Annotated in this window: 20 protein-coding genes and 1 tRNA gene; 4 read left to right on the forward strand and 17 right to left on the reverse strand. The window is 48.7% G+C overall.

The genetic code is table 11. The features are described 5' to 3' along the window. Window positions 1-222: 222 nt before the first annotated feature. The 4 genes from HEQ50_RS06570 to HEQ50_RS06585 all read right to left on the reverse strand — a co-directional run bounded on the left by HEQ50_RS06570 (window position 223) and on the right by HEQ50_RS06585 (window position 4878). Window positions 223-954, reverse strand: coding sequence for a MerR family transcriptional regulator (locus HEQ50_RS06570; protein ID WP_168899724.1), 732 nt, complete (start codon window positions 952-954; stop codon window positions 223-225). Between the two features lie 270 nt (window positions 955-1224). Further along, a complete protein-coding gene (locus HEQ50_RS06575; RefSeq protein ID WP_168899725.1) occupies window positions 1225-2208 on the reverse strand; it encodes an aliphatic sulfonate ABC transporter substrate-binding protein in 984 nt (327 codons plus the stop codon). Continuing rightward, window positions 2205-3722, reverse strand: coding sequence for an AMP-binding protein (locus HEQ50_RS06580; protein WP_168899726.1), 1518 nt, complete (start codon window positions 3720-3722; stop codon window positions 2205-2207). Before HEQ50_RS06580 ends, HEQ50_RS06575 begins: the two co-directional genes overlap by 4 nt. Further along, window positions 3658-4878, reverse strand: coding sequence for an acyltransferase (locus HEQ50_RS06585; protein ID WP_168899727.1), 1221 nt, complete (start codon window positions 4876-4878; stop codon window positions 3658-3660). Before HEQ50_RS06585 ends, HEQ50_RS06580 begins: the two co-directional genes overlap by 65 nt. Window positions 4879-5368: 490 nt before the next feature. Here HEQ50_RS06585 and HEQ50_RS06590 point away from each other — a divergent pair, with 490 nt between their 5' ends. Next, window positions 5369-7069 (forward strand): aryl-sulfate sulfotransferase, encoded by a 1701-nt coding sequence (locus HEQ50_RS06590; protein ID WP_168899728.1) that lies wholly within the window; start codon window positions 5369-5371, stop codon window positions 7067-7069. A 43-nt stretch (window positions 7070-7112) separates the two neighbouring features. On the opposite strand, the gene HEQ50_RS06595 is transcribed toward HEQ50_RS06590, so the two are convergent. The 10 genes from HEQ50_RS06595 to HEQ50_RS06640 all read right to left on the reverse strand — a co-directional run bounded on the left by HEQ50_RS06595 (window position 7113) and on the right by HEQ50_RS06640 (window position 15865). Next, entirely contained in the window at window positions 7113-7790 is a 678-nt protein-coding gene (locus tag HEQ50_RS06595) for a YoaK family protein (protein WP_168899729.1), read from the reverse strand. Between the two features lie 127 nt (window positions 7791-7917). Then, entirely contained in the window at window positions 7918-8850 is a 933-nt protein-coding gene (gene rihA / locus HEQ50_RS06600; RefSeq protein ID WP_168899730.1) for a pyrimidine-specific ribonucleoside hydrolase RihA, read from the reverse strand. A gap of 24 nt (window positions 8851-8874) precedes the next feature. Next, window positions 8875-9270 (reverse strand): hypothetical protein, encoded by a 396-nt coding sequence (locus HEQ50_RS06605; protein ID WP_168899731.1) that lies wholly within the window; start codon window positions 9268-9270, stop codon window positions 8875-8877. 17 nt (window positions 9271-9287) lie between these two features. Next, complete coding sequence (locus HEQ50_RS06610) at window positions 9288-10472, reverse strand: NupC/NupG family nucleoside CNT transporter (RefSeq protein ID WP_168899732.1); 1185 nt, start codon at window positions 10470-10472, stop codon at window positions 9288-9290. Window positions 10473-10494: 22 nt separating this feature from the next. Continuing rightward, window positions 10495-11658 (reverse strand): iron-containing alcohol dehydrogenase, encoded by a 1164-nt coding sequence (locus HEQ50_RS06615; RefSeq protein ID WP_168899733.1) that lies wholly within the window; start codon window positions 11656-11658, stop codon window positions 10495-10497. An 11-nt stretch (window positions 11659-11669) separates the two neighbouring features. Beyond that, window positions 11670-12299, reverse strand: a complete 630-nt coding sequence (locus HEQ50_RS06620) for a YitT family protein (protein WP_168899734.1) — start codon at window positions 12297-12299, stop codon at window positions 11670-11672. A gap of 22 nt (window positions 12300-12321) precedes the next feature. Beyond that, window positions 12322-13014, reverse strand: coding sequence for a phosphoribosylanthranilate isomerase (locus tag HEQ50_RS06625; RefSeq protein ID WP_168899735.1), 693 nt, complete (start codon window positions 13012-13014; stop codon window positions 12322-12324). A 16-nt stretch (window positions 13015-13030) separates the two neighbouring features. After that, entirely contained in the window at window positions 13031-13987 is a 957-nt protein-coding gene (locus tag HEQ50_RS06630) for a PfkB family carbohydrate kinase (RefSeq protein ID WP_168899736.1), read from the reverse strand. A 381-nt stretch (window positions 13988-14368) separates the two neighbouring features. After that, entirely contained in the window at window positions 14369-15460 is a 1092-nt protein-coding gene (locus HEQ50_RS06635; protein ID WP_168899737.1) for a PfkB family carbohydrate kinase, read from the reverse strand. A gap of 333 nt (window positions 15461-15793) precedes the next feature. Continuing rightward, window positions 15794-15865, reverse strand: a tRNA-Gln gene (locus HEQ50_RS06640). Between the two features lie 226 nt (window positions 15866-16091). On the opposite strand from HEQ50_RS06640, the gene HEQ50_RS06645 reads away from it, so the two are divergent. Then, entirely contained in the window at window positions 16092-17084 is a 993-nt protein-coding gene (locus HEQ50_RS06645; RefSeq protein ID WP_168899738.1) for a LacI family DNA-binding transcriptional regulator, read from the forward strand. Between the two features lie 125 nt (window positions 17085-17209). Here the strand turns inward: HEQ50_RS06645 and HEQ50_RS06650 are convergent, their stop codons facing one another. The 3 genes from HEQ50_RS06650 to scrK form a co-directional block, all read right to left on the reverse strand. After that, window positions 17210-17905: a fructose permease gene (locus HEQ50_RS06650; RefSeq protein ID WP_232842705.1), complete on the reverse strand. Its 696-nt coding sequence runs from the start codon at window positions 17903-17905 to the stop codon at window positions 17210-17212. Between the two features lie 94 nt (window positions 17906-17999). Further along, window positions 18000-19004, reverse strand: coding sequence for a zinc-dependent alcohol dehydrogenase family protein (locus HEQ50_RS06655; RefSeq protein ID WP_168899740.1), 1005 nt, complete (start codon window positions 19002-19004; stop codon window positions 18000-18002). Between the two features lie 18 nt (window positions 19005-19022). Beyond that, on the reverse strand, window positions 19023-19898 hold the full coding sequence (gene scrK / locus HEQ50_RS06660; RefSeq protein WP_168899741.1) for a fructokinase ScrK: 876 nt from the start codon (window positions 19896-19898) through the stop codon (window positions 19023-19025). A gap of 434 nt (window positions 19899-20332) precedes the next feature. Between scrK and HEQ50_RS06665 the strand changes: the two genes are divergently transcribed. Together HEQ50_RS06665 and HEQ50_RS06670 are read left to right on the forward strand one after the other, a co-directional pair. Then, window positions 20333-20563, forward strand: coding sequence for an antitoxin of toxin-antitoxin stability system (locus tag HEQ50_RS06665; RefSeq protein WP_168899742.1), 231 nt, complete (start codon window positions 20333-20335; stop codon window positions 20561-20563). An 11-nt stretch (window positions 20564-20574) separates the two neighbouring features. After that, window positions 20575-20910, forward strand: a complete 336-nt coding sequence (locus tag HEQ50_RS06670) for a type II toxin-antitoxin system PemK/MazF family toxin (protein ID WP_232842704.1) — start codon at window positions 20575-20577, stop codon at window positions 20908-20910. The last annotated feature ends 188 nt before the right edge of the window (window positions 20911-21098 follow it).

A 21098-nucleotide genomic window follows, 5' to 3' on the forward strand; every position in this document is an offset into this window, starting at 1 on the left:
GGCTGACGGCTCAAAGCGAGGGAAAAGACAGCACTTTGGCTTTTCCCGATCCTTCCCACAGCGATCCAGACCAAATTTGGCGAACGGTAAGGCGGCCAGTACACGACTATCATAGTTGTTATCCTTGTCATACCAGGAATTCTAGCTGTCTACTATCTTTCATCATACTCCCACCCAAGTTGACTGTTTTGGCACCAATGCGCTTCTGCATTTTATCGCGCATTACCGCGCAGGTGTAGCTTTGCGCAGCACCTCCACGCAGTAATTGGTCTGACCGCAGACCGGACAAGTTAACTTCCGCGTCTTGGGGGTATGCCCGGACCAGAAGGCCTGCTTAAACTGGGGCCGAAACTGACTGTTACAGTTCGAACAAATAAAGTCCACCGCGTTGAAGTACTGACGGACCGCCACGGTAGCAAAGACGATGGCCACCACGAGGGCAGCGCCAAAGACCCACCAGTTGCCCACCACGATACTGTAAATCAACGCGGCTAGTTCAATGGCGTCCATTAAAAGCCCCCAACCTACCAGGTTCAAATGAATCTTCCGTAAACCTTGCTTGTTCGTCATAATGCGTTCCATGTCTTCGATCGATTTAATTGGAACTTCCGCAAAGTCATTTAGGCCTGCCCGCACTTGTCTAACCGTCCGTAATTTTTCTGCATTGGTGGCCTGTTCATCACGCAGCTTCTGTTCCTGTTGATCCAACAGTAACGCCAGCACATGGCTCGATTGGTCGCTGTCTAAAATTTCTTGGATTGCGGTCAACGTAAGCCCCATTCCTTTGAGTAATAGAATCAGCTTCAGCCGTTTCAGATCCGCCGCTGAATAGAGCCGGCGGCCACCCGTGCTCAGCTCGCTGGGTTGTAGTAACCCTTTTTGATCATAGTATTGGAGCGTCCGCACGGAGACGTGCACCTGTTTTGCCAGTTCCCCGGTCGTTAATTTTGACATGGATTTCACCTCCTGACTTAAGTTATACGGGATGACGCCGCGTGATGAGCAAGTGTTAAATCGTATTTTCTGAAATTTCCCAATTATTTCCAGGGAAATATCGGCGCTGCTTGCCGCACGCACAGCTTTTCACGAGTATCGCTGTTATTTTGTACCCTAATCGTCACTCATTTCATTTCCCGGGTTATTTTCATCCATTGTATCGTATTTCCTAACCCTGTGCGTCAAAAAACAAGCCACCTAGACTCAGGCGGCTTGCGCAATATCTGTTTATTCTTTTAAATACGTCACAATCTTGTCCACCGTAACATCCGTCTTCAAGATGCCGGCTTGATAGAAGGCATCCGCAATCTTCTGCTGTTCCTTAGTGATGCTCTTGGTCATGCTGCCAAACGTATAACTCCGGCGCATCACCATCTTCTTGACGACTGCCGACGAAAGCTTCAACGACTTACTCATCATTTTAATCAGCTTCGACTTGTGGGTATTGGCCCACTGCATGTCTTCACCCAGGTACTTCACCAAGTATTTCGACGTCTTGGTATGCGTTTTGGCATAACTCTGCGTAGAAATCAGGAAGTCCCGGTTGTTGCTCAGGCCCACGCCGTTTGTCAGTAGTTTGGCGTTCTGATTAACCTGGGCTTGGGCGGTGTACGGATCCCAAGTGACCCAAGCCGCTACTTTACCCTTGGCAAATGCGACACTGGCCGAAGACTGGTCCATGTTTACCCACGTGACGTCAGAAGCGGACATGCCGGCCTTCTTCAGCGCTTGGAGCAGAAGATACTGCGAGCTCGTACCCTTGGTATAGGCGACCTTCTTACCTTTCAGGTCCTTAATCGAGGAGATGCCGCTACCTTTCTTCACAACGATCCCCGACCCATTAGGCTTGGCCGAACCGGCCCCAATGTAGGTCAACTTGGTCCCGGCCGCCTGCGCCGTGACGGGTGGGGTATCCCCGGTTCTGGCGTAGTCAATGCTCCCCGACTTCAAAGCCTGCAGCAGTGACGTGCCGTCCTGAAACTGTTTATACACCACTTTATAGCCCTTGGCCTTCATCTCCTTGACCAATTCGCCGCGTTGACGGGAAATATCGACCGGGTCGCCCTTCTGATAACCCACCGTCACGGTTGTGAGCCCGCTGGATTGACTGCTGGCATCAGTTTGTCGGTAGCCATAGAAGGCCACGCCGGCCCACAGGATAACGATGAGACCGACTAACCATTTGAGGAAACGCCGCTTGGTTTGACTCATGCGCCCTCACCGATCCCTTGGGCCAGCACCTGTTGCCGAAGTTTTGGCCGAACGACCTTGCCCGTGGCATTGCGCGGATAGTCTTGAACGAACAGGATTCGTTTCGGTTGTTCGTACGGCGCCAGCGTGCGTTGGGCCTGGTCGAGGACCGCCTGACGTTGTGCCTGTTGGTCGCCGGGTTGGGAAATGATGACGGCCGTGACCGCCTCGCCGTACAGGTCATCGGGGGTGCCAATGACGGTGACTTCTTTAATAAAGGACAGTTCACTGAGTTCATTTTCAACGTAGGCTGGGGCGACCTTTTCACCGCCCACGCTGATGATGTCCTTCTTGCGTCCGCTGACGAAGAGGTAGCCATCGGCGTCAAAGTAACCCAGGTCGCCGGTTAGAAACCAGCCGTCCTGAAAGGAATCGGGGTGCGGATCGAGGTACGCGTGAATCACGTGATCGCCCCGCACGGCAATCTCGCCGGTCTCGTGGCTGTTGGGCACAAACTGACCGTTGACCACAATTGCCACATCCGTGCCCACCGGCTTACCGACCGACCCCACCTTGGGCGCGTCGTACGGATTCAAGGTGCACTGGCTGGCCGTTTCGGTCATGCCGTAGCCCTCCATAATCCGGGTATGGTACGTCTCTTGAAATTGCGTGAGCTTTTCAAGGGGCAACGAGAACGAAGAGCAGCGCACAAACCGTAACCGACTGCGGCTCTGATCATACGTCGCACGCGAGCGGTCATTCAACAATAAGATGTTAATGATGGTGGGCACCACGGACACCCACGTCACGCCGTTGTCCTGAACCTGTGGCCAGAAGCGACTGGCACTAAACTTCGGCGTAATCACCACCCGGCCACCAGATAGCCGGGTTGACAGGAGCGACATCACCTGGGCGTTAATGTGAAAGAGCGGCATGACGATCAATGTGGTATCGGCCGCCGTCATGCGGTGGCTGGCGATATCGTGGGCCGCGCCGTTGCGCAACAGTTCGTGCGTTAAGCCCACACGTTTGGGCTGACCAGTGGTTCCCGAGGTGTTCAGAATCAAGGCGAGATCTTCTTCGGTAGGCGTCGCGGCGACGTGCCCGCTGATGGCCTCATCTCGCAAGATCGTGACTACCGGGGCGGTCGTTAACTGTAAGGTTGCCGCCGTGGTCTCGCGATTGACCTGTGCGGCGTCCAGTAATTGGGGACCCACGATGATGGCCGCATAGTCGTGCGCTGCTAGTTCCGTTTGCATTTCAGCAGCCGGTGTCTTGGGGGCGACCGGATGCATCACCGCACCGATCGCCCAGATAGCCTGCGTCAAGACGGGATAGAGCGCCGAATTGGGGAGGCACACGTAGACACGGTCACCGTGCCCCACCCGCAAACCGCGCAGTTGGTCCTCGAGCTGATCCACATCGGCAGCTAATTCGGCCCCGGTGAACCAACGGTCGCGGGCCTCGTCCTTAATGACGGTTTGTTGGGAGGCTTGTTTCAGTTGTTGGGCGAGTTTTAAGGTTATTTTTGACATAAACATGATCTCCTTTCAAGCGATGCCACTGCGGACGTCCGATCAGAACGCCAAACGGTGGCACTCGGTAACAGAACCAAGAAATGGCGAGCGCACCGCCAAAGACGAAGAGGTAGCCAATGGGTAGTAGCGCGAGAATTGCCCAGGCCGGCAGCTTTAAGAGGCTTAGAATGCCACCGAGTGCAAACAACGGCAGGCTTTGCGTCAAGTAAACACCAAACGACACCGTGGAGAAGGCCCGGATGAGGCGATCGAGCCACTGCGGGAGGCCGTGCTGGCGAACCTTGGCGTACTGCAGGCCTAGCCAGAAGACGAAGGCTAGCATGCAGACATCGTACACAAAGATATAGGGCTGATGGACGGAGAAAATGCCGCTCCGGCTCAACTTCAAGACGTCCCGGTCTCCGAAATAAAGGAAGACCGTTCCGACCGCTAAGATGGCCGTCAGCCAGCCAATCAGTCGGTGATGGCGTTCCACCCAGGCCACGCAGGTGTCGTAGTGAATGGCCACGGCGCCACCCGCCAGGAAGTAGAATTGATAAACCAAGACGTTGGTGCCATAACTCCTGAAGAAATACCACCAGTCACTAGTATCCACGTGGGGTAACCAATACTTGATTCCGATGAGCAGTAGCATTTGAATCGCAGCACTGATCCCAATAATCGCTGGATGATTGTCCGGAAACTTCTTGAAGAGCGCCACGATCAACGGGAACAACAGATACAGCTGGAATGTCACCATAATGTAGTACATGTAGTACTCATTCCCATACCTGAGCGCGTTACCCAGATGCGGCCAGTACGTCGACCAGTCGATGCCGCCACTGGCAATCAGGGTGGCCACGACCATGATGATGGCGTTCCAGGCAATGTAAGGAATCCCCGAACCCAGATAGCGTTTCTTCCAGAACCGTAACCAGTGGTGGTCGCGATTGTAGTAATTCAGGACCAAGACCAGACCAGTCATGAACATGAATCCCATCCGTGTAAAATGTAAGGCTAAATGCGTTGCTTCTAAAATCAATTGACTATGCGAGGTATCCACCAGGCGCGCTTCAAATGCCGTCGTGGTGTGATTGAGCAAAACCCCACCGATAAAGATGACGCGCATCAGATCGACCTCGTGTAAATACCGCCGTTTTTTCCGTTCGGCCACGGTCTCACCTCTCTACTTTTAACAAATCACCAGATCTAACAAACAACATGCTCTAGTTATAGCATCCGTGACGGCGCAACGTCCTGACGCTAACTTAAGGATTTTCTGTGATTTTCTTATGTTGCCAAGAGTGTGACAACAGGCGATTAACTGGTGAGCATTAACGCTGATAGGCGGATAATCCGGCCCTTGGATGATTTGGCTATCAGTGTTAAGCGGAATCAGTTGCCTGTTGGCGCACGTTTCGGCTATGTTGCTGCCCACCGCGTTCCCGGTCAAATTCGGCGAACGGTAAGGGTGCTCAGCAATCTGCCTCACTTCACCCCCGTCTAAACCAAACCAGCTAAGACACAAGATCATCACATTTTCTTCTCAAAAGTATCATACCCCGGTAACATAACTGTTTTATAGCAGTGCTATATTGGAGGTGTTACATATGGGGGAGCTAACTTGGTGGTTAGTGCCCCCTTTTTCATATTTGATGAAGGAGATGTCTCATTTGCAATTTAAACACCCCCGGATGGCGGCCCTGGCCGTCGCATCCCTGGCAATCTTGACGGTTGGCCTCGCCGGCTGTTCAACGAGCAAAAGTAGCAATTCCACCTATAAGATTAAGAACAACAAGGTCGCGCTGACCGACGCCCAGATTAAGAAGAATCTGGACACCAAGCTGATTACGACCCGACAGGACGCTCAAAAATCGGCCACTGCCAAGTACAAGGCGGCGGCCGAAAGTAACCAGTACACGCTGAGTAGCCCCTACGTGAAGGTCAACCCCTATGGGACATCCCCCCTTTCCGCGCTGGTAACCTTTAAGTCCAGCACCGCCGAGAAGATTACCTATACGGTGGTCGGCAAGTCCGACAAGACGTCCATCACCAATACGGTCAAGGGCGGCTACACCAAGAGCCATCAAGTTCCCGTCGTTGGCCTGTACGCGGACACGAACAACACGGTCAAGATTACCGCGACGACCAAAAACGGTAAGACCCAGACCAAGACGTTGAGGATGAAGACGGGCGCACTGCCAAAATACGTCAAGAACGCGACGATCACGACCAAGAACGTCAATAAGTCCAAGATGAGTATTGGCAAGAACAAGTTAACCATCATCAATCGGACGACGAAACAGCCATTTGCCATTGATGCGGATGGCGCCGTGCGGTGGTATGATACCAACTACTCCCAACACACCATTGAGCAGTGGTCCAACGGGCACGTCATGATTCTCTCCAAGAAGAATCAGAACTCCGACGTTTACAATGACTTGATTGAAACGGACTACCTCGGTCGCGTTTATCGGGAGTATGGCTTTGCCAACAAGACCAGCAGTACCGATGGCGGTGTCGAAACGACCGTCATTCACCATGACCTGGTGGAACTGCCTAACCACAACTTCCTAGCGACCGTCTCGGATGGGTCCAAATATAAGGAAGATACCCTGATCGAGGTTTCCCACAAGACCGGGAAGATCGTGAAGGTTATCGACCTCAAGAAGATTCTGCCCAAGTCCATGTGGGATAAGTATAAGAAGGGCACCGATGGCAAGATCGACTGGCTGCATAACAACGCCGTGGATTACGATCAGAACGACCATTCCATCGTCCTCTCCAACCGGAATCAAGATCTCATCATGAAGTTAGACTACAAGACGGATCACATCAAGTGGCTCTATAGCGGCAAGAAGAAGTCCAGTTGGCCTAAGGTTTACCAGAAGTATGTCTTAACCCCAACGAAGGGTACCATTATCACCGGTGGACAACACGGGCTCTACCTGTTGAATAACGGCGGCAAGAACTCAGCCAACAGCGAAAACTTCATGTTGTACGACAACAATATCGATGTCACGAACGGTAATAAGAAGACCTCCGGCAAGTATTCGCAAGCCGTCGAATATCACGTCAACGCTAAAAAGATGACGATTTCGTCGACCTGGTCGTACGGGAAGACGTTAGGCGCGGCCAACTTTACCAGCGTCATCGGTTATGCCGAAAAGGAAAGCAACGGTAACGTGCTGATCGACTTTGGGTTCAAGGCCGGTGGCCAACAGAGTAACATCGTTGAAGTGACAAAGAGTGGGCAACAAGTCTTCAACGCCACGATGAAGAACGCGTCCTCCAAGGCCTACGCTTATCGGGCCTACCGGGTGCCGTTCTACAGTTCCGCTTACGTTTTCGATGCGACGAAATAATCATGGGTATTAAAAATGCGGTCCCCGTCAGGGATCGCATTTTTTAGTGTTTCCATTTACGGCGCCGGGTCTGCTGATAAAGCCACGTCAACAACGCCCCCAGCAGCCCAATTGGCAATAGTAGCGCATAGGTTGCCATAACGGCCGTCAAGGCGGCAACGATCATGGCCCCGCCAACGAAGCTCAGGAACAGGGCACCGGTATCCAACGCCTGCGTCCGAGCGTCTCGACTGCGGTGGCGGAGTCCCTCGTAGAGTGAAGCCGCCGTGTGACGGCCAGTTCCCGTCAACATCAGTGGCGTAAACGGCCGCCCTTTAATCTGGCGAAATTCCTGTAACTCGGCGGCCGCCGCTAGCGATAGCAGGGCGACCAGTAGATAACTGGGGAGTTGGTTAAGTAGGAGAACGGCCAGTAAAAGAACGAGCATGTACCCCAGCACAACCATCTGCGAACTGATGCGCGACTTTTCTAGGAAATGCTGTAGTCCTCGGACGATGAGCGTCCCGACCACAAAGGCCAGTAAAGCCGTGAGGTACCGACCAACAGCGCTCAGTTGAAAATGGCCCAAACTAACGCCGAGTAACAGGAGGTTCCCCGTCTGTAAACCGGCAAATACGGCCCCGTGTTCCAAATAGGCATAGGCGTCTAAGGCCCCCGCCACCATCGTTAAGCCACAGCCGAAAAGTAACTGCTCGTGGGCGGGATAAGTTATCTGTCTCAATACAATTCCCCTCTCTGAACGTTTCGCGTTTTAACAGTGTAGCGGAAATTGTTTGAGTTTTGGTTAAATCGACGAAAAAGCCACATCAACAATGGCGCTCGTTGTTGATGTGGCTTGCTTTAATTCGTTAGTTAAAAGTCTTTAAAGAATCCGTAATCAATTGAATAAAGGCCGGTCGGTCAATGTCCAATAAGACATCGGTATTCTTGGGTTTCCCGGTCAGTTCGTAATAATCACAGACCGTTTCACCGCGAACCAGTTCACCCTGGGTTTCGACATCCACGTTCATCAGCTCACTCTTAAACATTTCGGGATGCAACAGCCAAGCGATCGTACATGGATCGTGGAGCGGTGCCCCCTTGAAGCTCCATTTAGGATTCTCGTGGTAGACCTCAAAGAAGTTCAGGAGACCCTCGAAGGCGTGAGCAACCGGATTATCGATGGTGCCAATTGCCTCGATTTCCGGCTTCAAGATCTGGGCCTTGTGGGTGACGTTCAGGGGCGCCATGGTCAGCGGAATCCCCGCGTTGAGCACGATCTTGGCAGCTTCGGGATCAACGTAAATGTTAAATTCGACAGACGGCGTCCAGTTGCCTAAGCCCATGGCACCACCCATGAAGACAATCCGGTCAATCTTGGACTTGAGTTCTGGGTAAACGCGTAAGAACAGTGCAATATTGGTCATTGGACCCGTGACCACCAAGGTGACGGGATCGGCGCTTTCTCGTAAGGTCTTGGCAATCAGTTCGATCGCCGTCATGTCCTGGACGGCGAAGTCGGGCTCGGGAAGTTCGGCCCCGTCTAGTCCGGATTTACCATGCACGTTCCCGGCCGTCTCCAGAGGCTTCATCAATGGCGTCCGATTACCGCCAGCGACGGGAATCTCTTGATGGTGCATCAACGTCAACAGACGCATCGCGTTATTCAACGTCTTCTCGGGGGTCTGGTTGCCCGCAGAAGAAGTCACTGCTAACAAATCAATCTCAGGGCTAGCCAACGCCAGCATCATTGCCAAGGCGTCATCGTGTCCGGGATCACAGTCCATAATTATTTTTTTCATGAGGTCGCGCTCCTATTCTAAAAATTAGTTCGTTGATTTGACAGCTGTTCGATTTAACCGACTGCATGTTTTGAACCAAATTAAGTTAACCACAATTCCAATGAAACTACCGATTGTCGCTAAAATCAAGAGGCCTGTCGATTCTTGTAAATTTGAGATAGCCATGACGATCGAACTAATAAATCCAAACGTATAGACAATAATCACAAATTCCATTAAACCAGCAGCAAATCGACGACCACGAATAAAATTGAGAATACTCCAAGCGTAGAGGATAAACGCAAACAGGATGGTATTTAACAATGGTCGAACAGTGACAGTCTGGCTCGTCAACACAGTTACACCTAGATTGGTGGCAATAAACAACAACCACGAACTAATCATGATTGGTAACAATTTTCTTACCTTAGCTTTCACCATTCAAACCTCCAATTATTTTAGAAATACAGACCAACAATTGTTCCTGTAAGCACTGAAGCCAACGTTGCACCTAACAATAATTTCATCGAGAACTTAGCGACATAACTGCCTTGTTCCGCGCTAATTGACTTGATTGAACCCGTGATAATTCCAACAGTCCCAAAGTTCGCGAAGGATACCAAGTAAGCGGAGATAATCGCGTTTGCTTTGGTACTTAATTCAGCAGCCATGCCATGCAAGGTTCCCATGGCAACGAATTCGTTGGTGATTAATTTCGTGGCCATCAGGCTCCCGACCTTCATTGATTCATCCATAGGCACACCCATCAAGAAAGCCACGGGAGCGAAGACATAACCAATCAAATCGGTAAATGAAATATTAATAATTGCTGTAAAAGAACTATTCAAGAACGTTACCAAAGCCACAAACCCGATCAGCATCGCACCAACGGTAATGGCTAAGTTGAAGCCGTCCGTGATATATGTCCCCAAGACTTGGAAGAATGGTTCTTTATTCCCCTTGGAAATTTGAACCAATTCATCATTGGCCTCTGTTTCATAAGGATTAATAATACATGAAATAATTAGTGCTGATAGGATGTTTAAGAACACCGCGACAACCACATATTTACCTGGTACCATCTTCATGTAAGAAGCCAACATAGCCGCTGAAACGGCACTCATGGCCGATGCACAAATCGTGTAAAGCCGTTGTTCATTCAGCTTGGGGATCTGTTCTTTAACTGTTAAGAAGACTTCCGGTTGGCCTAAAATAGCTGTAGAAACCGCGAAGTAACTTTCCAATTCCCCCATGCCAGCAACTTTATTCAAGGCCCAACCTGTCCATTTGATAATGAATGGCAGCACCTTAATGTAGTTTAGAATCCCTACTAATGCTGAAATGAAGACAATTGGCATTAAAACATTAAGGAAGAATACTGAAGCGCCCGGCTTAAGTGCAAAGCCGCCAAAGACGAAGTCAACCCCGCCTTGCGCTTGTAACATTAACCAACTAAAGAAACCGGAAATATTGGCTAATGTTTTAACTCCACCCGAAGTATGTAGACACAAGAAGGAAATCACAATTTGTAGGCCAAACAGAATTCCCATTCGCTTGTATTTAATATGCTTACGATTGGTACTAACCAACCAACTGATACCAAAGACCAACGCTAAACCGGTTAATAAGAACACAAAATTCATGTTGTTCACCCTTTTCCGTTATTTAGTTAAGTCGTACGCCAAATTCTGATAATAATTCTTTTGCAACAGTCTCATTCATCTCGCCGGGCATATTACTTGCAAATTGCTCTTCTGATACTGCCTTAGCATTAGATGTAATCTCAGCAGCAGAAATGCCATAATCGCTAAATGGATGTAGTCCTAAAACATTGTCCCGAAAGTCCTGATAAGCGCGAATGGCACGGTCAACCCGCTCTTCTTGAGACTCCTCTGCTGTATAAACCTCACCCAGAATCTGACCAATCTCACACACCTTCTGCGGCATCAATGGTGCTACACGTCTTAAGACACCTGGTAAGGCATAGGCTACAGCTTCCCCATGGACAATGTGATATTTGGACCCTAACACGTGCGCAATCGAATGGCCCGCATTAGTACCAGCATTATTTAGCATCCAGCCGGCTAAAGCCGCGGCCACCATGACGCGCTGGCGGGCTTCACGATCTTGCCCGTTTTTAACGGCACGTGGTAAGTAGTTATAAAGTAAGAACATCACCTTTTCGCAAATAGCATCTGTGACCGGACTCGCTAACCGTGACGTGTAGCCCTCTGCGGCATGTGAGAACGCATCAAGGCCCGTGGCGATTGTCATCCGCTGTGGTAATGAGAGTACTAAATCAGGATTTAAGATTGCATATTCACTGACAGCATTGTCCGATAAAATTGCCAACTTTTTCTCACTTTTAACATCCGTGACCACCAACGCATTCGATAACTCGCTACCAGTTCCCGATGTTGTCGGTACAGCAATTAATCCTTCACATCGTTTGATTGGCTTATCGGGATCGGTGTAATCCAAAATATCTCCACCGTTTGTCCGAACGATATTAATGCCTCGTGCAACATCAATCGAACTTCCGCCGCCAATGGCAATAATGCTATCAGCCTGTGCATCCTCAAAGGCGGTAACCCCATCCCGAATAGTTTGTGCCGGTGGGTCCGAAACGACTTTATCAAAGACGGCAAAATCAATCTGGTTGTCTTGTAATAGTTTCTGTGACGCCTGAACGATTGGGACTTTGGCTAAAAAACTGTCCATCACAAACAGAGGCCGTTGATAATTCTCTGTTTGCAAAATTTCTAATAAAGTCTGTGCTAGATTATCTGTGTCAATAACTTTTACACGTTGTAGTAATTTAACATCCATTGTCATTCCCCTTAACTTTTTTCTAAAATCAACGTTTTTCTAAATAGCGAGCTAAGCGCCTGAATCGTTGGGCCAGTTGTCAGGGCGGTCAGAATCGTAATGATTCCAAACTTTCCACCTAATAAAACACCAACTACAATTAATCCTACATCGAATGTAATCTTGCTGCGGCGCATGCTCCAGCCCATTCGATCACGAATTGTCAGCATGAAACCACTGAATGGATCAACGCCAATATCAGCCGCAACGAACAAACTAATTCCTAGATAATATAGTGAAATGCCCGCAAGACCGCCCAATGAACGTCCTACCAATGATGTTGACGTAAATATCAAAGGATAAAGATATGACCCAATCGAAACAAAAACACCATAGGGCAGTAGATACATGACCGTTCCCCAACTTGTATAGTGACGACCAATAAAGAATAGAATCACAATCAGAATAACGTTGAGATAATTAGAAACTAACCCAAGTTGGGCTTGTTCCAAGTTAAATGCCGTTCGCAGGCCATCATAAATGATGCCCACTGGATCATTTCCCAACTGCGTATTATTATTAAAAGCCACACCAATACAGACCAGGAAGATACCGAGAAGGGCTAGAGTAATCGTTTTTGGCGTATAACGTGATGTCTTCATTCCCTACCCCTTCCTTCGAACATTAGAGTCCTAACTTTTCAGCAGCTGCATCGGCATTTTCACAGAACGCCTTGACCTTGGCAATGTCTTTTTCCATATTGCCACCCTCATATTTGATGCTGGTCCGCGTCAGTGAATCCACACCATAAGGCCGAATCTTTTCAATCGCATCGGCCACATTGTCTGGTCCTAAACCGCCAGCTTCAATAACTGGGACAGACACTTCTTGAACAATCTTGGCATCGATATTCCAGTCATGCGTTTCACCACTCGCACCAATTCCTGTATCATGTGCCAATCCTGAATCTAACAGAATATAATCAACAAAGGATTCAAAACTCTTTGCGCGTTCAATTGCAGATTCGTTGTCCACTAAAACGGCCTGCATTAATTCCGTGTGAGGAGCCACTTGCTTCAAGCGTTTGGCAAATTCAGCATCTGCGGCATAGCCATCACCAGCAATGTGTAAAATATCTGGCTGAACTTTTTCAGCAATTGTAATCATTTCTTCTGGATCATTCGTCAACATAATTGCCACAGAAGTCACGCCACGTCGCTTGGCTTCAGCAAAGATTTTATCAACCCGATCTAGCGGTACCCGGTGCGCCGGTACACCACCATTTTGCATCGGTACTAATCCAATATTGTCAGCACCTGCTTCCATTGTTTTTACGGATTCGTCATATTGAATGAGAGAATAGATTTGTTTGATCATTTTTGTCGTACTCCTTTTAATTTAAAATAGTTAACGTTTCTAGCTTACGGCTAACCTGCTCCGGTGTAATGTCTGGAACCGACTTTGTACTTTCCAGAGCGATACTCGAGGCGGCTTGGGCGATCTGACCGGTCTCTCTAATTGGCCGATTGGGAACCAAGAAACGACTCCAAGTGATCGCCGCCATACCACAATCACCCGCACCATTCGCATTTACAATATCGGTCTTAAACACGGGCACGTGTACCATTTCCTCACGGTTGGCACAAAGAATGCCATCTGCTCCCAAAGAGATGAAGACATTGCGTACCCCTTTATCGAGTAACACACCGGCCGCTTGTTCAGCAGTTGCCGCATCTTTAATTTCTACACCGCTCAAAAGGGAAGCTTCTAAAGCATTGGGTTTCAAGGTATCCATTTTATCCAAGACTCTTTCAAAATGATGCGCTTTCGTTACGGATACCGTGTCACCAAACAGAGGGACCGTCACGTTGGCCCCCAGCCAATCGATCGCTTCTTGAGAAATATTAGCATCAATCAAACAAATATCAGCCTGATTGATAAAGTCTAATTTCTTTGCCAAGAACTCTGGGGTAATCTGATCACAAATCGCCATGTCATTAACCCCTAGCAGCATGTCACCATGCTCATCGGTAATGTACATATAAGTTGATGATCTGGAACCTCGTACTTCTTCAGCTTGCTCAAGCGAAATGTGGTTTCGTTCACAAGATTGTTGTAAGAGTGTCCCGTTATAATCATCGCCATAGACCGTGACCAAGTACGTTGGCACTTCTAAATGCGCCAAGTTTTGCGCGATGTTCTGGCCAACCCCACCAACAGCCATGCCAATTTCTCCGATATTCGAATCTCGCTCAATCACCTTTTGATTGGGCATACCGAAGATGTCCATATTCATTCCACCAACAACAACCACGTATCCCGATGTATTTCTCAAGTTGCGGCTATCCATGTTGACTGCCTCCTCTGCGAACATTTTATAAACAAATGTTTATCCGGGTAATCATTTGACAGTTAGAGCATATAATCTCGATTGGTCTTTGTCAATATCTTTAAGTAAGCGTTTTCATTTTTATATTATCTTGCTCAATATTAATCATAGTTGCAATCCCTTACCTCACTCAGGTTATGCGCTGCCCTTTTAGGTCACTTCACAAGCAAACTTTTTTTAAATAATTTTATTACTTAGCAAAAAAGTACCTTATCCCAATTTTTCAATTTCAGAACTTAGCACCAACTAAAAAGACAAGTCTCTTCGGAATACCAAAGATAGCTTGTCTTTCTAGCAAAAATGTTTACTTATTAATTCTCTATTCTGCCAACTCTCGGAAATTCAATCCGCTACAATCCGTTTCTGTACACTCGTTAAAAGTTCGGCATCGATATCCGGATTTACTGCTTCATATGATTCGGTCGTGATATAAGCAGCGGCTACCCCGGCTTTCCCTGATTCCAAAAAGCTCTGGTGCTGCATTCGCGCCCAAGCCAAAGCAGCGGTTGCCGACGCGCCAGCACCATTAGTATTTCGCGGACTTTGTTCGTTATCTGAAAAGAAGTAGGACGCTGTCATACTTTGATACAAAACACCGATACCTTCCATGTACAAAAAGACATTCTTAACGCCCCGTTCCAGCAAACGCTGTCCCCCTTGCCGAGCAGATTGTTCATCGTAAATCTTCATTTTGGTTAAGGCGGCCGCTTCGACCCCATTAATTACCAACGTATCTAGTCTTCCCATGCCATCATATAAGTTCATCATTTTATTGAGACCCACTGCCTTGGCAAAAATGGGAACGTGCACATTATTGTACAGCCACTTAATACTTCTTTTAGGCAAATTTGAATCGAGAATCACCAACTCAGAATTATTAATCGTCTGTTCTTGCCCTCTTAGAAATTCAGGAGAGATGTGTGTATTAATTTCCATATCATCAATTCCCAGCACACGCTCGCCATGAGGCTGATTAACGTAAAGATACATTGAAGTCGATGCCCCACCAACCTGCTGTGAGTGACTGATGTCCACTTGATTATCTAAAGCGTCTTCCTTAAAGATTTCGCCATTACGATCATCCCCATAAGCGGATACCAAGAAAGTTTGAACCCCAATCTTACTCAAATTAACCGCGACGTTGCGGCCAACTCCACCAAGTTTATTATATATTTTCCCAGGATATGAGCTCGGACTGGTCACTGTCTCTCGTGATATCCCCAAAATATCCATATTGACACCGCCAATAACCGTAATATATCGAGGCGGCGTAATGACATATCCCTTTCCTTGAAGGTAGCCTTTTTTAACCAGGTTGGAGATATGGGCAGCAACACCAGAGCGTGTAATTCCTGCCAGATTAGCCAGTTCATTTTGAGAAATCATCGGATTCTGTTTAATCCATTCTAGAATTTGTTGCTCTCGACTAGTCACCCAAGTTCACCTTCACTTTCTATCCCAAAGTCTCACACTCAATGAGTTAAGTTGACTCATTTTACACTTACATGGTCGCGCTTGCACTCTAAAGCTAACGCTTGATTCTTTTTACTAACTAAAATAACCATAACCTAATCATACACTTTCAACAATGATTTTAAGCACTTGCTGTCAAAAATTTCCATTGTATTCGTCATATTGCCTCGTCACAACCCATACCTGATTGGCCCATCATCTCCAATAAATCCACTTCTGCCCTAAAAGAAAGCAAAAAAAAGCCGCTACATCCGCCTCTAAGGCTTCCGTAACAGCACTACCGCATTAATTCAATTGGGCTAGCTGGGTTCGAACCAGCGCATCACGGGATCAAAACCCGTTGCCTTACCACTTGGCTATAGCCCAATAAGTTGGTGAATACTGACCCCAACAGAGAATAATTTTATCATCTCTACCTAGGTGAATGCAACCCTTTTTCGATAATTTTTGTTTCTGCGACGGAAATAGTTGACGATGCCCCGTTGTAACCGCTACGATGAATATAAAATATTTAGTATACCGACCTAACACGTTTAACTATCAATGTGTAATAATCAATAATTAAATTATTAATCATAAAGAAGTGACCTTCATGTCAACCAATATCACAATTAAAGACGTCGCCAAACAGGCCGGGGTTTCGGAAGCCACCGTTTCGCGGGCGCTCAACAATAGCCCCCAAGTCAAACGCGACACGCGCCAAAAAATCCAAAACATTGCGCGCAATCTCGGTTACCGCCCCAACGGATTAGCACGCAGCATTCGCGTTCAAAAAAGCCACACACTCGGTATGATTATTCCCGACATTCTCAACGGCTTCTTCACCCAACTCAGCCGGGCGATTGAAGACGTCGCCGGTCAGGCTGGCTATGATGTTCTAATTGTCAATACGGATGAACATCTTGATAAGGAAGCCAAAGCCATCAACTTAATGTTTGAAAAACAGGTTGATGGCCTCATCATCACCAGCGCGGGGGCCTCCACCGACTATCCTAGAATGCTGGGGACGACCCCCGCGGTTTTCGTAGACCGCATGCCACCGGCCAATGTCGTCTCGCAATACGATCGGGTCCTCGTCGACAACGTTCAGGGCACGCAAGACATTATCAATTGTCTGATCAACCGCGGTGCCCAACGGATCGGGATTATCAATAGTGCCGTTTCCACCACTGCCACGGAACGTCTCCGTGGCTACCATCAAGCCCTCGCCGCCGCGCATTTAACGCCAGATCCCGCCATTGAGGCCACCGCCCGTACCGATGGCAGTAACGTTCCCCAGATGGCCCGGCAATTATTAGTCAACCAAAAATGCGATGCCCTCTTCGCCGCCGATAATACCATCATGACCGGCGTCTTACGTAAGCTCCCCGACCTGGACCTATCCGCCTTTCAACTGGGGGCCTTCGATGACAATGACTGGTTCAACTTCCTACCCCAACCCATTGTCACGGCCAAACAACCCATTGCCGACCTCGGCCGAATCGCGGTTGAACGCCTGTTAGCGCGTATTGACGATGACCAGCTTCCTACCCAAGAGTTCCGTCTCGCGGCCACCATCATCCCCCGACCAATGTCAGATCAATGATGACCTTCATCACGTCGACTAGACCTTTCTAACTTAAGGCAACCCACTAAAAACGCCTCATCATTTTGACGAGGCGTTTTTTATAATTAGTAATATGAAAATATGGTGCGTCACTGCCGACACGTTTACTTACCGACATCTACTCGCTGGTGACGTAGCTTGGGAAAGACTACCCGATCGGCAAGCCCCGTGATGCCCCCTTGCGCGAGAAAGGCGAAGACCGTTCCCAATCCAAAGTTGACAAACGAATGGGTCATCGCCAACGCGATAATTGCCATGATGGTCGGTGGAATGTACGACGCCCACATGGCCTTGGCCGCATTGCCCTTAAAGTAGCGAAAACGCAGAATTTGCATGAGATCATCGGCCGGATGCAAGACCAGATTAACCCGTTGATAAATTGAAATCGCCGTTCCAATCAACGCCACCCCCAGGAAGTTCAGGGCCACATAGAGGGTAACCATGCCGGCGCCATGCGCTTCGGGTAGCCCGGCGAATAGCGCGCATTTCCCATTGAAGAAATCCGCGAACACCTGAATCAAGGCTGAAAATGGCACCATGAACGCCATGTTCCCGGCAATTCGTTTCCAATCCCAATGATGAATGAGCACGGCGTTCAGCGCCGCCGTCAGGAACCCCAGAATCAGAAAGGCCCAGAATAGATTCCAGTGAAAGGCTGCACCGAAGTTGGCCTCCGCCGCCGACCAGTAGGCCGCCCCGAGAAAGGACGGGTGAATCTTGGCGCTGGTGACCAGCGTCAAGACGTTGCCAGCCGAGTTGACGACAATGGATAGGGCAAAGAACCCGATGGACTGGGCCATCGATAGCGTCCGCCTATTATCCGTTAGATCCGTGGACCGCCCATCGTCGCTAAATTGATTGACTGCTTCAGCTCTCATGCTAATCCCTCACTTTTTACTGATTGCCGACCTTGACGACCGCCTTGCTGACGCCCTTAACCTTACCGTTCAGCACATCTTCGACTTGTTCCAAACTGACTTCATGACTGATCAGTGAATCAACATCTAACTCACCACTAGCCAACAGGGCAATCGCGTCTTCAAAGGCGTACGGATTGATGAAGGCCCCTTGAATCTTCAATTGCTTTTGGTAGACCTCGTAAGTGTTCATGGAGAAGGTCTGGTTAGGCTTGCCCACACCGAACATCAAGACCTGCGCACCCTTCTTCGTGGCTTCGACGGCTTGTTCCTGAGTCTCGGGTAACCCAACGGCTTCGATAACGACATCGTAGTCCGCCGGAATGCTGTCGCGCTTAGTGTTGTACGTCTTTGTCACGCCAAATTTTTCCTTGTTGAAGGCTAACTTCTCATCAATAATCCCGGCAAAATCCACTTGGTGAACGCCATAGGCTTGCAGCAGTTGAACGAACAACTGGCCCATGAAACCATCCCCAATGACCAAGGCCTTTTGATAGGGCTTAACGTCGATCAGGCTCATGCCGTGAACCGCACAGGAGATGGGTTCTGTCGTGGCCGCGTCCTTCAGGGAAACACTGTCCGGAATCGGATAAACGACGGATGATGGTGCGGTAAAGGCCTCTTCCAAGCCACCGTCACGGGTGACCCCCACGGCCGACAGGTGGTCGCAGAGCTCCGGCCGATCCGTCCGGCAATAGGTGCATTGGCCACAGTAGATGTTCGGGTCTACGGTGACGCGATCGCCCACCTTGACGTTGGTGACGTCCCGGCCAATCGCCGCAACGATCCCGGAATTTTCATGCCCCAACACAATGGGTGGCACGGCATTCGCGGACCCCGGAAGTCCGGCATACAAGGCGCGGTCAGTCCCGCAGATTCCCGCATAGGCCGTGTTCACTAAGACCTCGTTGGGCTTAACCTCTGGCTTCGCAACATCCTGAATTTCCATCTGTTTAATTCCCGTTAAGACTAAAGCTTTCATAAATCGAACGCACCCTTTCTATTTGTTATATTCCTTTAACGCGAGGGCAAAGTCCCCGAGTGTGGCTGAACCGTTATTCTTGACGATCGGCATCACGATGTAATCCTCAAGTTTGCCCACGTCAACGTAGTTATTGAGTAGCTTCGCAAACTCGGCTCGTACCTTCACCAAGAAGTCTTCGCTCACGACGCCACCGCCGAAGACGATCTTGTCGGGACGGAGCATCAGGGTTTCTTGTAAAGCAGCCTGCGCAACGTAGTAAGCCATGATGTCCCAGACGTGATCCGTCAATGGCACGTCTTTCCCCGGCTTTCCCAGCCGTGCTTCAAACGTGGGGCCGCTGACTAGACCTTCCAGACAATCCCCGTGAAACGGACAGATTCCTGGAAAATCCAAGTCATCTGGATGGCGTTTCAAGCGGACGTGGCCCATCTCGGGATGACCGAGGCTACCGAGAAAGTCGCCGTTGATGATGGCCCCAGCCCCGACGCCAGTCCCAATCGTGAAGTAGACCAGCGAGTTAATCTTTTCGTTGAACAGCGTCGACATGACATATTCGCCGTAAGCGGAACCATTCACATCGGTGGTCCAAAACATCGGCACGTCCAGGTCTTGTTTGAGGCGACCCACGAAATCCGTGTTGGCCCACCCCTTCTTAGGCGTGTTCGTGATGTAACCATACTTGGGTGAATTGTGCCGCAGTTCAATCGGGCCGAACGACGAAATGGCAATGGCTTTCACGTCTGGAAATTTCTTGAAATAAGCGATGGTTTTACTGAGCGTTTCTGCCGGCGTCGTCGTCGGAATCCGGACCTCATCTTGGACCCGATAATCCTCGTTCCCGATCGCGCAGACGAATTTTGTTCCCCCAGCTTCGATACTTCCGAGTTGCATGTTCACTGCCTCCAATGCCGCTGAGCGCTAACTCCCGGCGCATAATTTCTGTAAATGACCAATTGGTTCATCCTTTAAAGCGCTTTCATTATAACATCAGATCGCCACGCTTTTAGTCGTCCAGGGCCCCGCCCATTTTTCAGAAAACTGTAACAATCCGCGTGACAATCAAAATGTAATCGATTGTATTTTTCGCCAAGAATCCCACAATTCGTTTCTCTGATGCCAAACTGCGAAAATGATGGGCCGGGTTTGCATCTGATGTATCGGTGGTGTAAGCGATTACACAGACGGTGAAAAATCGATCCGTGATCGACGACGTTAAAGTAAATGAGACGTCCATCACAACTCGATATTCTTTAGAGCAAATAATTTTTAAAAAAATTGCAAAACAATATATACTCGTATATATAAACCATAAGGAGGAACAAGCTATGTCAGTAAAAACACGTAAAGTCGGCGGTTCAACTGTCCTGACTGTTCCAAGTAGTATAAAAACAGCCCCTGAGTACGATGTTTATCAAGGTGCTGACGGTCAAATCATCTATACACCCAAAACGCCCAATCCATTTTTAGATCCTGATTATGTGTCCACTCATGATTTCTCTCAAAAGGAAACGTTTGACAATTATGCGGTTGGCTCTGAGGTAATCGATGATGAGTGACTATCTGCCTGATGTTCAGGACATCGTTGGGCTTGATTTTAAGCCATCGTTGGGCCACGCACGAGATTAGAAAAAGGCGACCAGCTCTAGTATTGAGCCATAAAGGCTACAGCCAACTAACCAATCTGGTTGTCGTTTGCCCCATCACACATGCCGCAAACAATGCGTTACGATCGGCGGGTTTTCTGATCCGCCTTCCAGATGAAGTTTCAACCAACGATGGGTATATTAACTCATTACAATTTCAAGCACTCGACTTTAGAAGTCGACACATTAAATATATTACGAAACTAGATACGCCAACGTATCTCAACGTCCGTAAAAAAGTATTTTTTGTCATCGACTAATGTCTCACCAAATATCATCTAAATGTAGGACTATCGTTTTTACCAGGATAGCCCTATTTTTTGCTGACTAAATATGACCAAAATATCCAACCTACATATCGTATTCATGATGACCGCAGATCTACTTGAATAAAGACAAGTAGTGGTTATTTAACATGCATCAAAGTACCTAATCTTGGTTTAGTTAG

The organism is Lactobacillus sp. HBUAS51381 (genome assembly GCF_012641095.1).
Lineage (GTDB): Bacteria > Bacillota > Bacilli > Lactobacillales > Lactobacillaceae > Levilactobacillus.

What these genes read in the sequence shown, in the direction of transcription:
- HEQ50_RS06605 (WP_168899731.1), bottom strand. Translation starts at nt 9,270, where the DNA reads ATGGTGAAAGCTAAGGTAAGAAAATTGTTACCAATCATGATTAGTTCG.
- HEQ50_RS06570 (WP_168899724.1), bottom strand. Translation starts at nt 954, where the DNA reads ATGTCAAAATTAACGACCGGGGAACTGGCAAAACAGGTGCACGTCTCC.
- HEQ50_RS06625 (WP_168899735.1), bottom strand. Translation starts at nt 13,014, where the DNA reads ATGATCAAACAAATCTATTCTCTCATTCAATATGACGAATCCGTAAAA.
- scrK (WP_168899741.1), bottom strand. Translation starts at nt 19,898, where the DNA reads ATGCAACTCGGAAGTATCGAAGCTGGGGGAACAAAATTCGTCTGCGCG.
- HEQ50_RS06575 (WP_168899725.1), bottom strand. Translation starts at nt 2,208, where the DNA reads ATGAGTCAAACCAAGCGGCGTTTCCTCAAATGGTTAGTCGGTCTCATC.
- HEQ50_RS06655 (WP_168899740.1), bottom strand. Translation starts at nt 19,004, where the DNA reads ATGAAAGCTTTAGTCTTAACGGGAATTAAACAGATGGAAATTCAGGAT.
- HEQ50_RS06665 (WP_168899742.1), top strand. Translation starts at nt 20,333, where the DNA reads ATGTCAGTAAAAACACGTAAAGTCGGCGGTTCAACTGTCCTGACTGTT.
- rihA (WP_168899730.1), bottom strand. Translation starts at nt 8,850, where the DNA reads ATGAAAAAAATAATTATGGACTGTGATCCCGGACACGATGACGCCTTG.
- HEQ50_RS06650 (WP_232842705.1), bottom strand. Translation starts at nt 17,905, where the DNA reads ATGGCCCAGTCCATCGGGTTCTTTGCCCTATCCATTGTCGTCAACTCG.
- HEQ50_RS06670 (WP_232842704.1), top strand. Translation starts at nt 20,575, where the DNA reads ATGTTCAGGACATCGTTGGGCTTGATTTTAAGCCATCGTTGGGCCACG.
- HEQ50_RS06630 (WP_168899736.1), bottom strand. Translation starts at nt 13,987, where the DNA reads ATGGATAGCCGCAACTTGAGAAATACATCGGGATACGTGGTTGTTGTT.
- HEQ50_RS06590 (WP_168899728.1), top strand. Translation starts at nt 5,369, where the DNA reads ATGTCTCATTTGCAATTTAAACACCCCCGGATGGCGGCCCTGGCCGTC.
- HEQ50_RS06615 (WP_168899733.1), bottom strand. Translation starts at nt 11,658, where the DNA reads ATGGATGTTAAATTACTACAACGTGTAAAAGTTATTGACACAGATAAT.
- HEQ50_RS06610 (WP_168899732.1), bottom strand. Translation starts at nt 10,472, where the DNA reads ATGAATTTTGTGTTCTTATTAACCGGTTTAGCGTTGGTCTTTGGTATC.
- HEQ50_RS06645 (WP_168899738.1), top strand. Translation starts at nt 16,092, where the DNA reads ATGTCAACCAATATCACAATTAAAGACGTCGCCAAACAGGCCGGGGTT.
- HEQ50_RS06620 (WP_168899734.1), bottom strand. Translation starts at nt 12,299, where the DNA reads ATGAAGACATCACGTTATACGCCAAAAACGATTACTCTAGCCCTTCTC.
- HEQ50_RS06580 (WP_168899726.1), bottom strand. Translation starts at nt 3,722, where the DNA reads ATGTCAAAAATAACCTTAAAACTCGCCCAACAACTGAAACAAGCCTCC.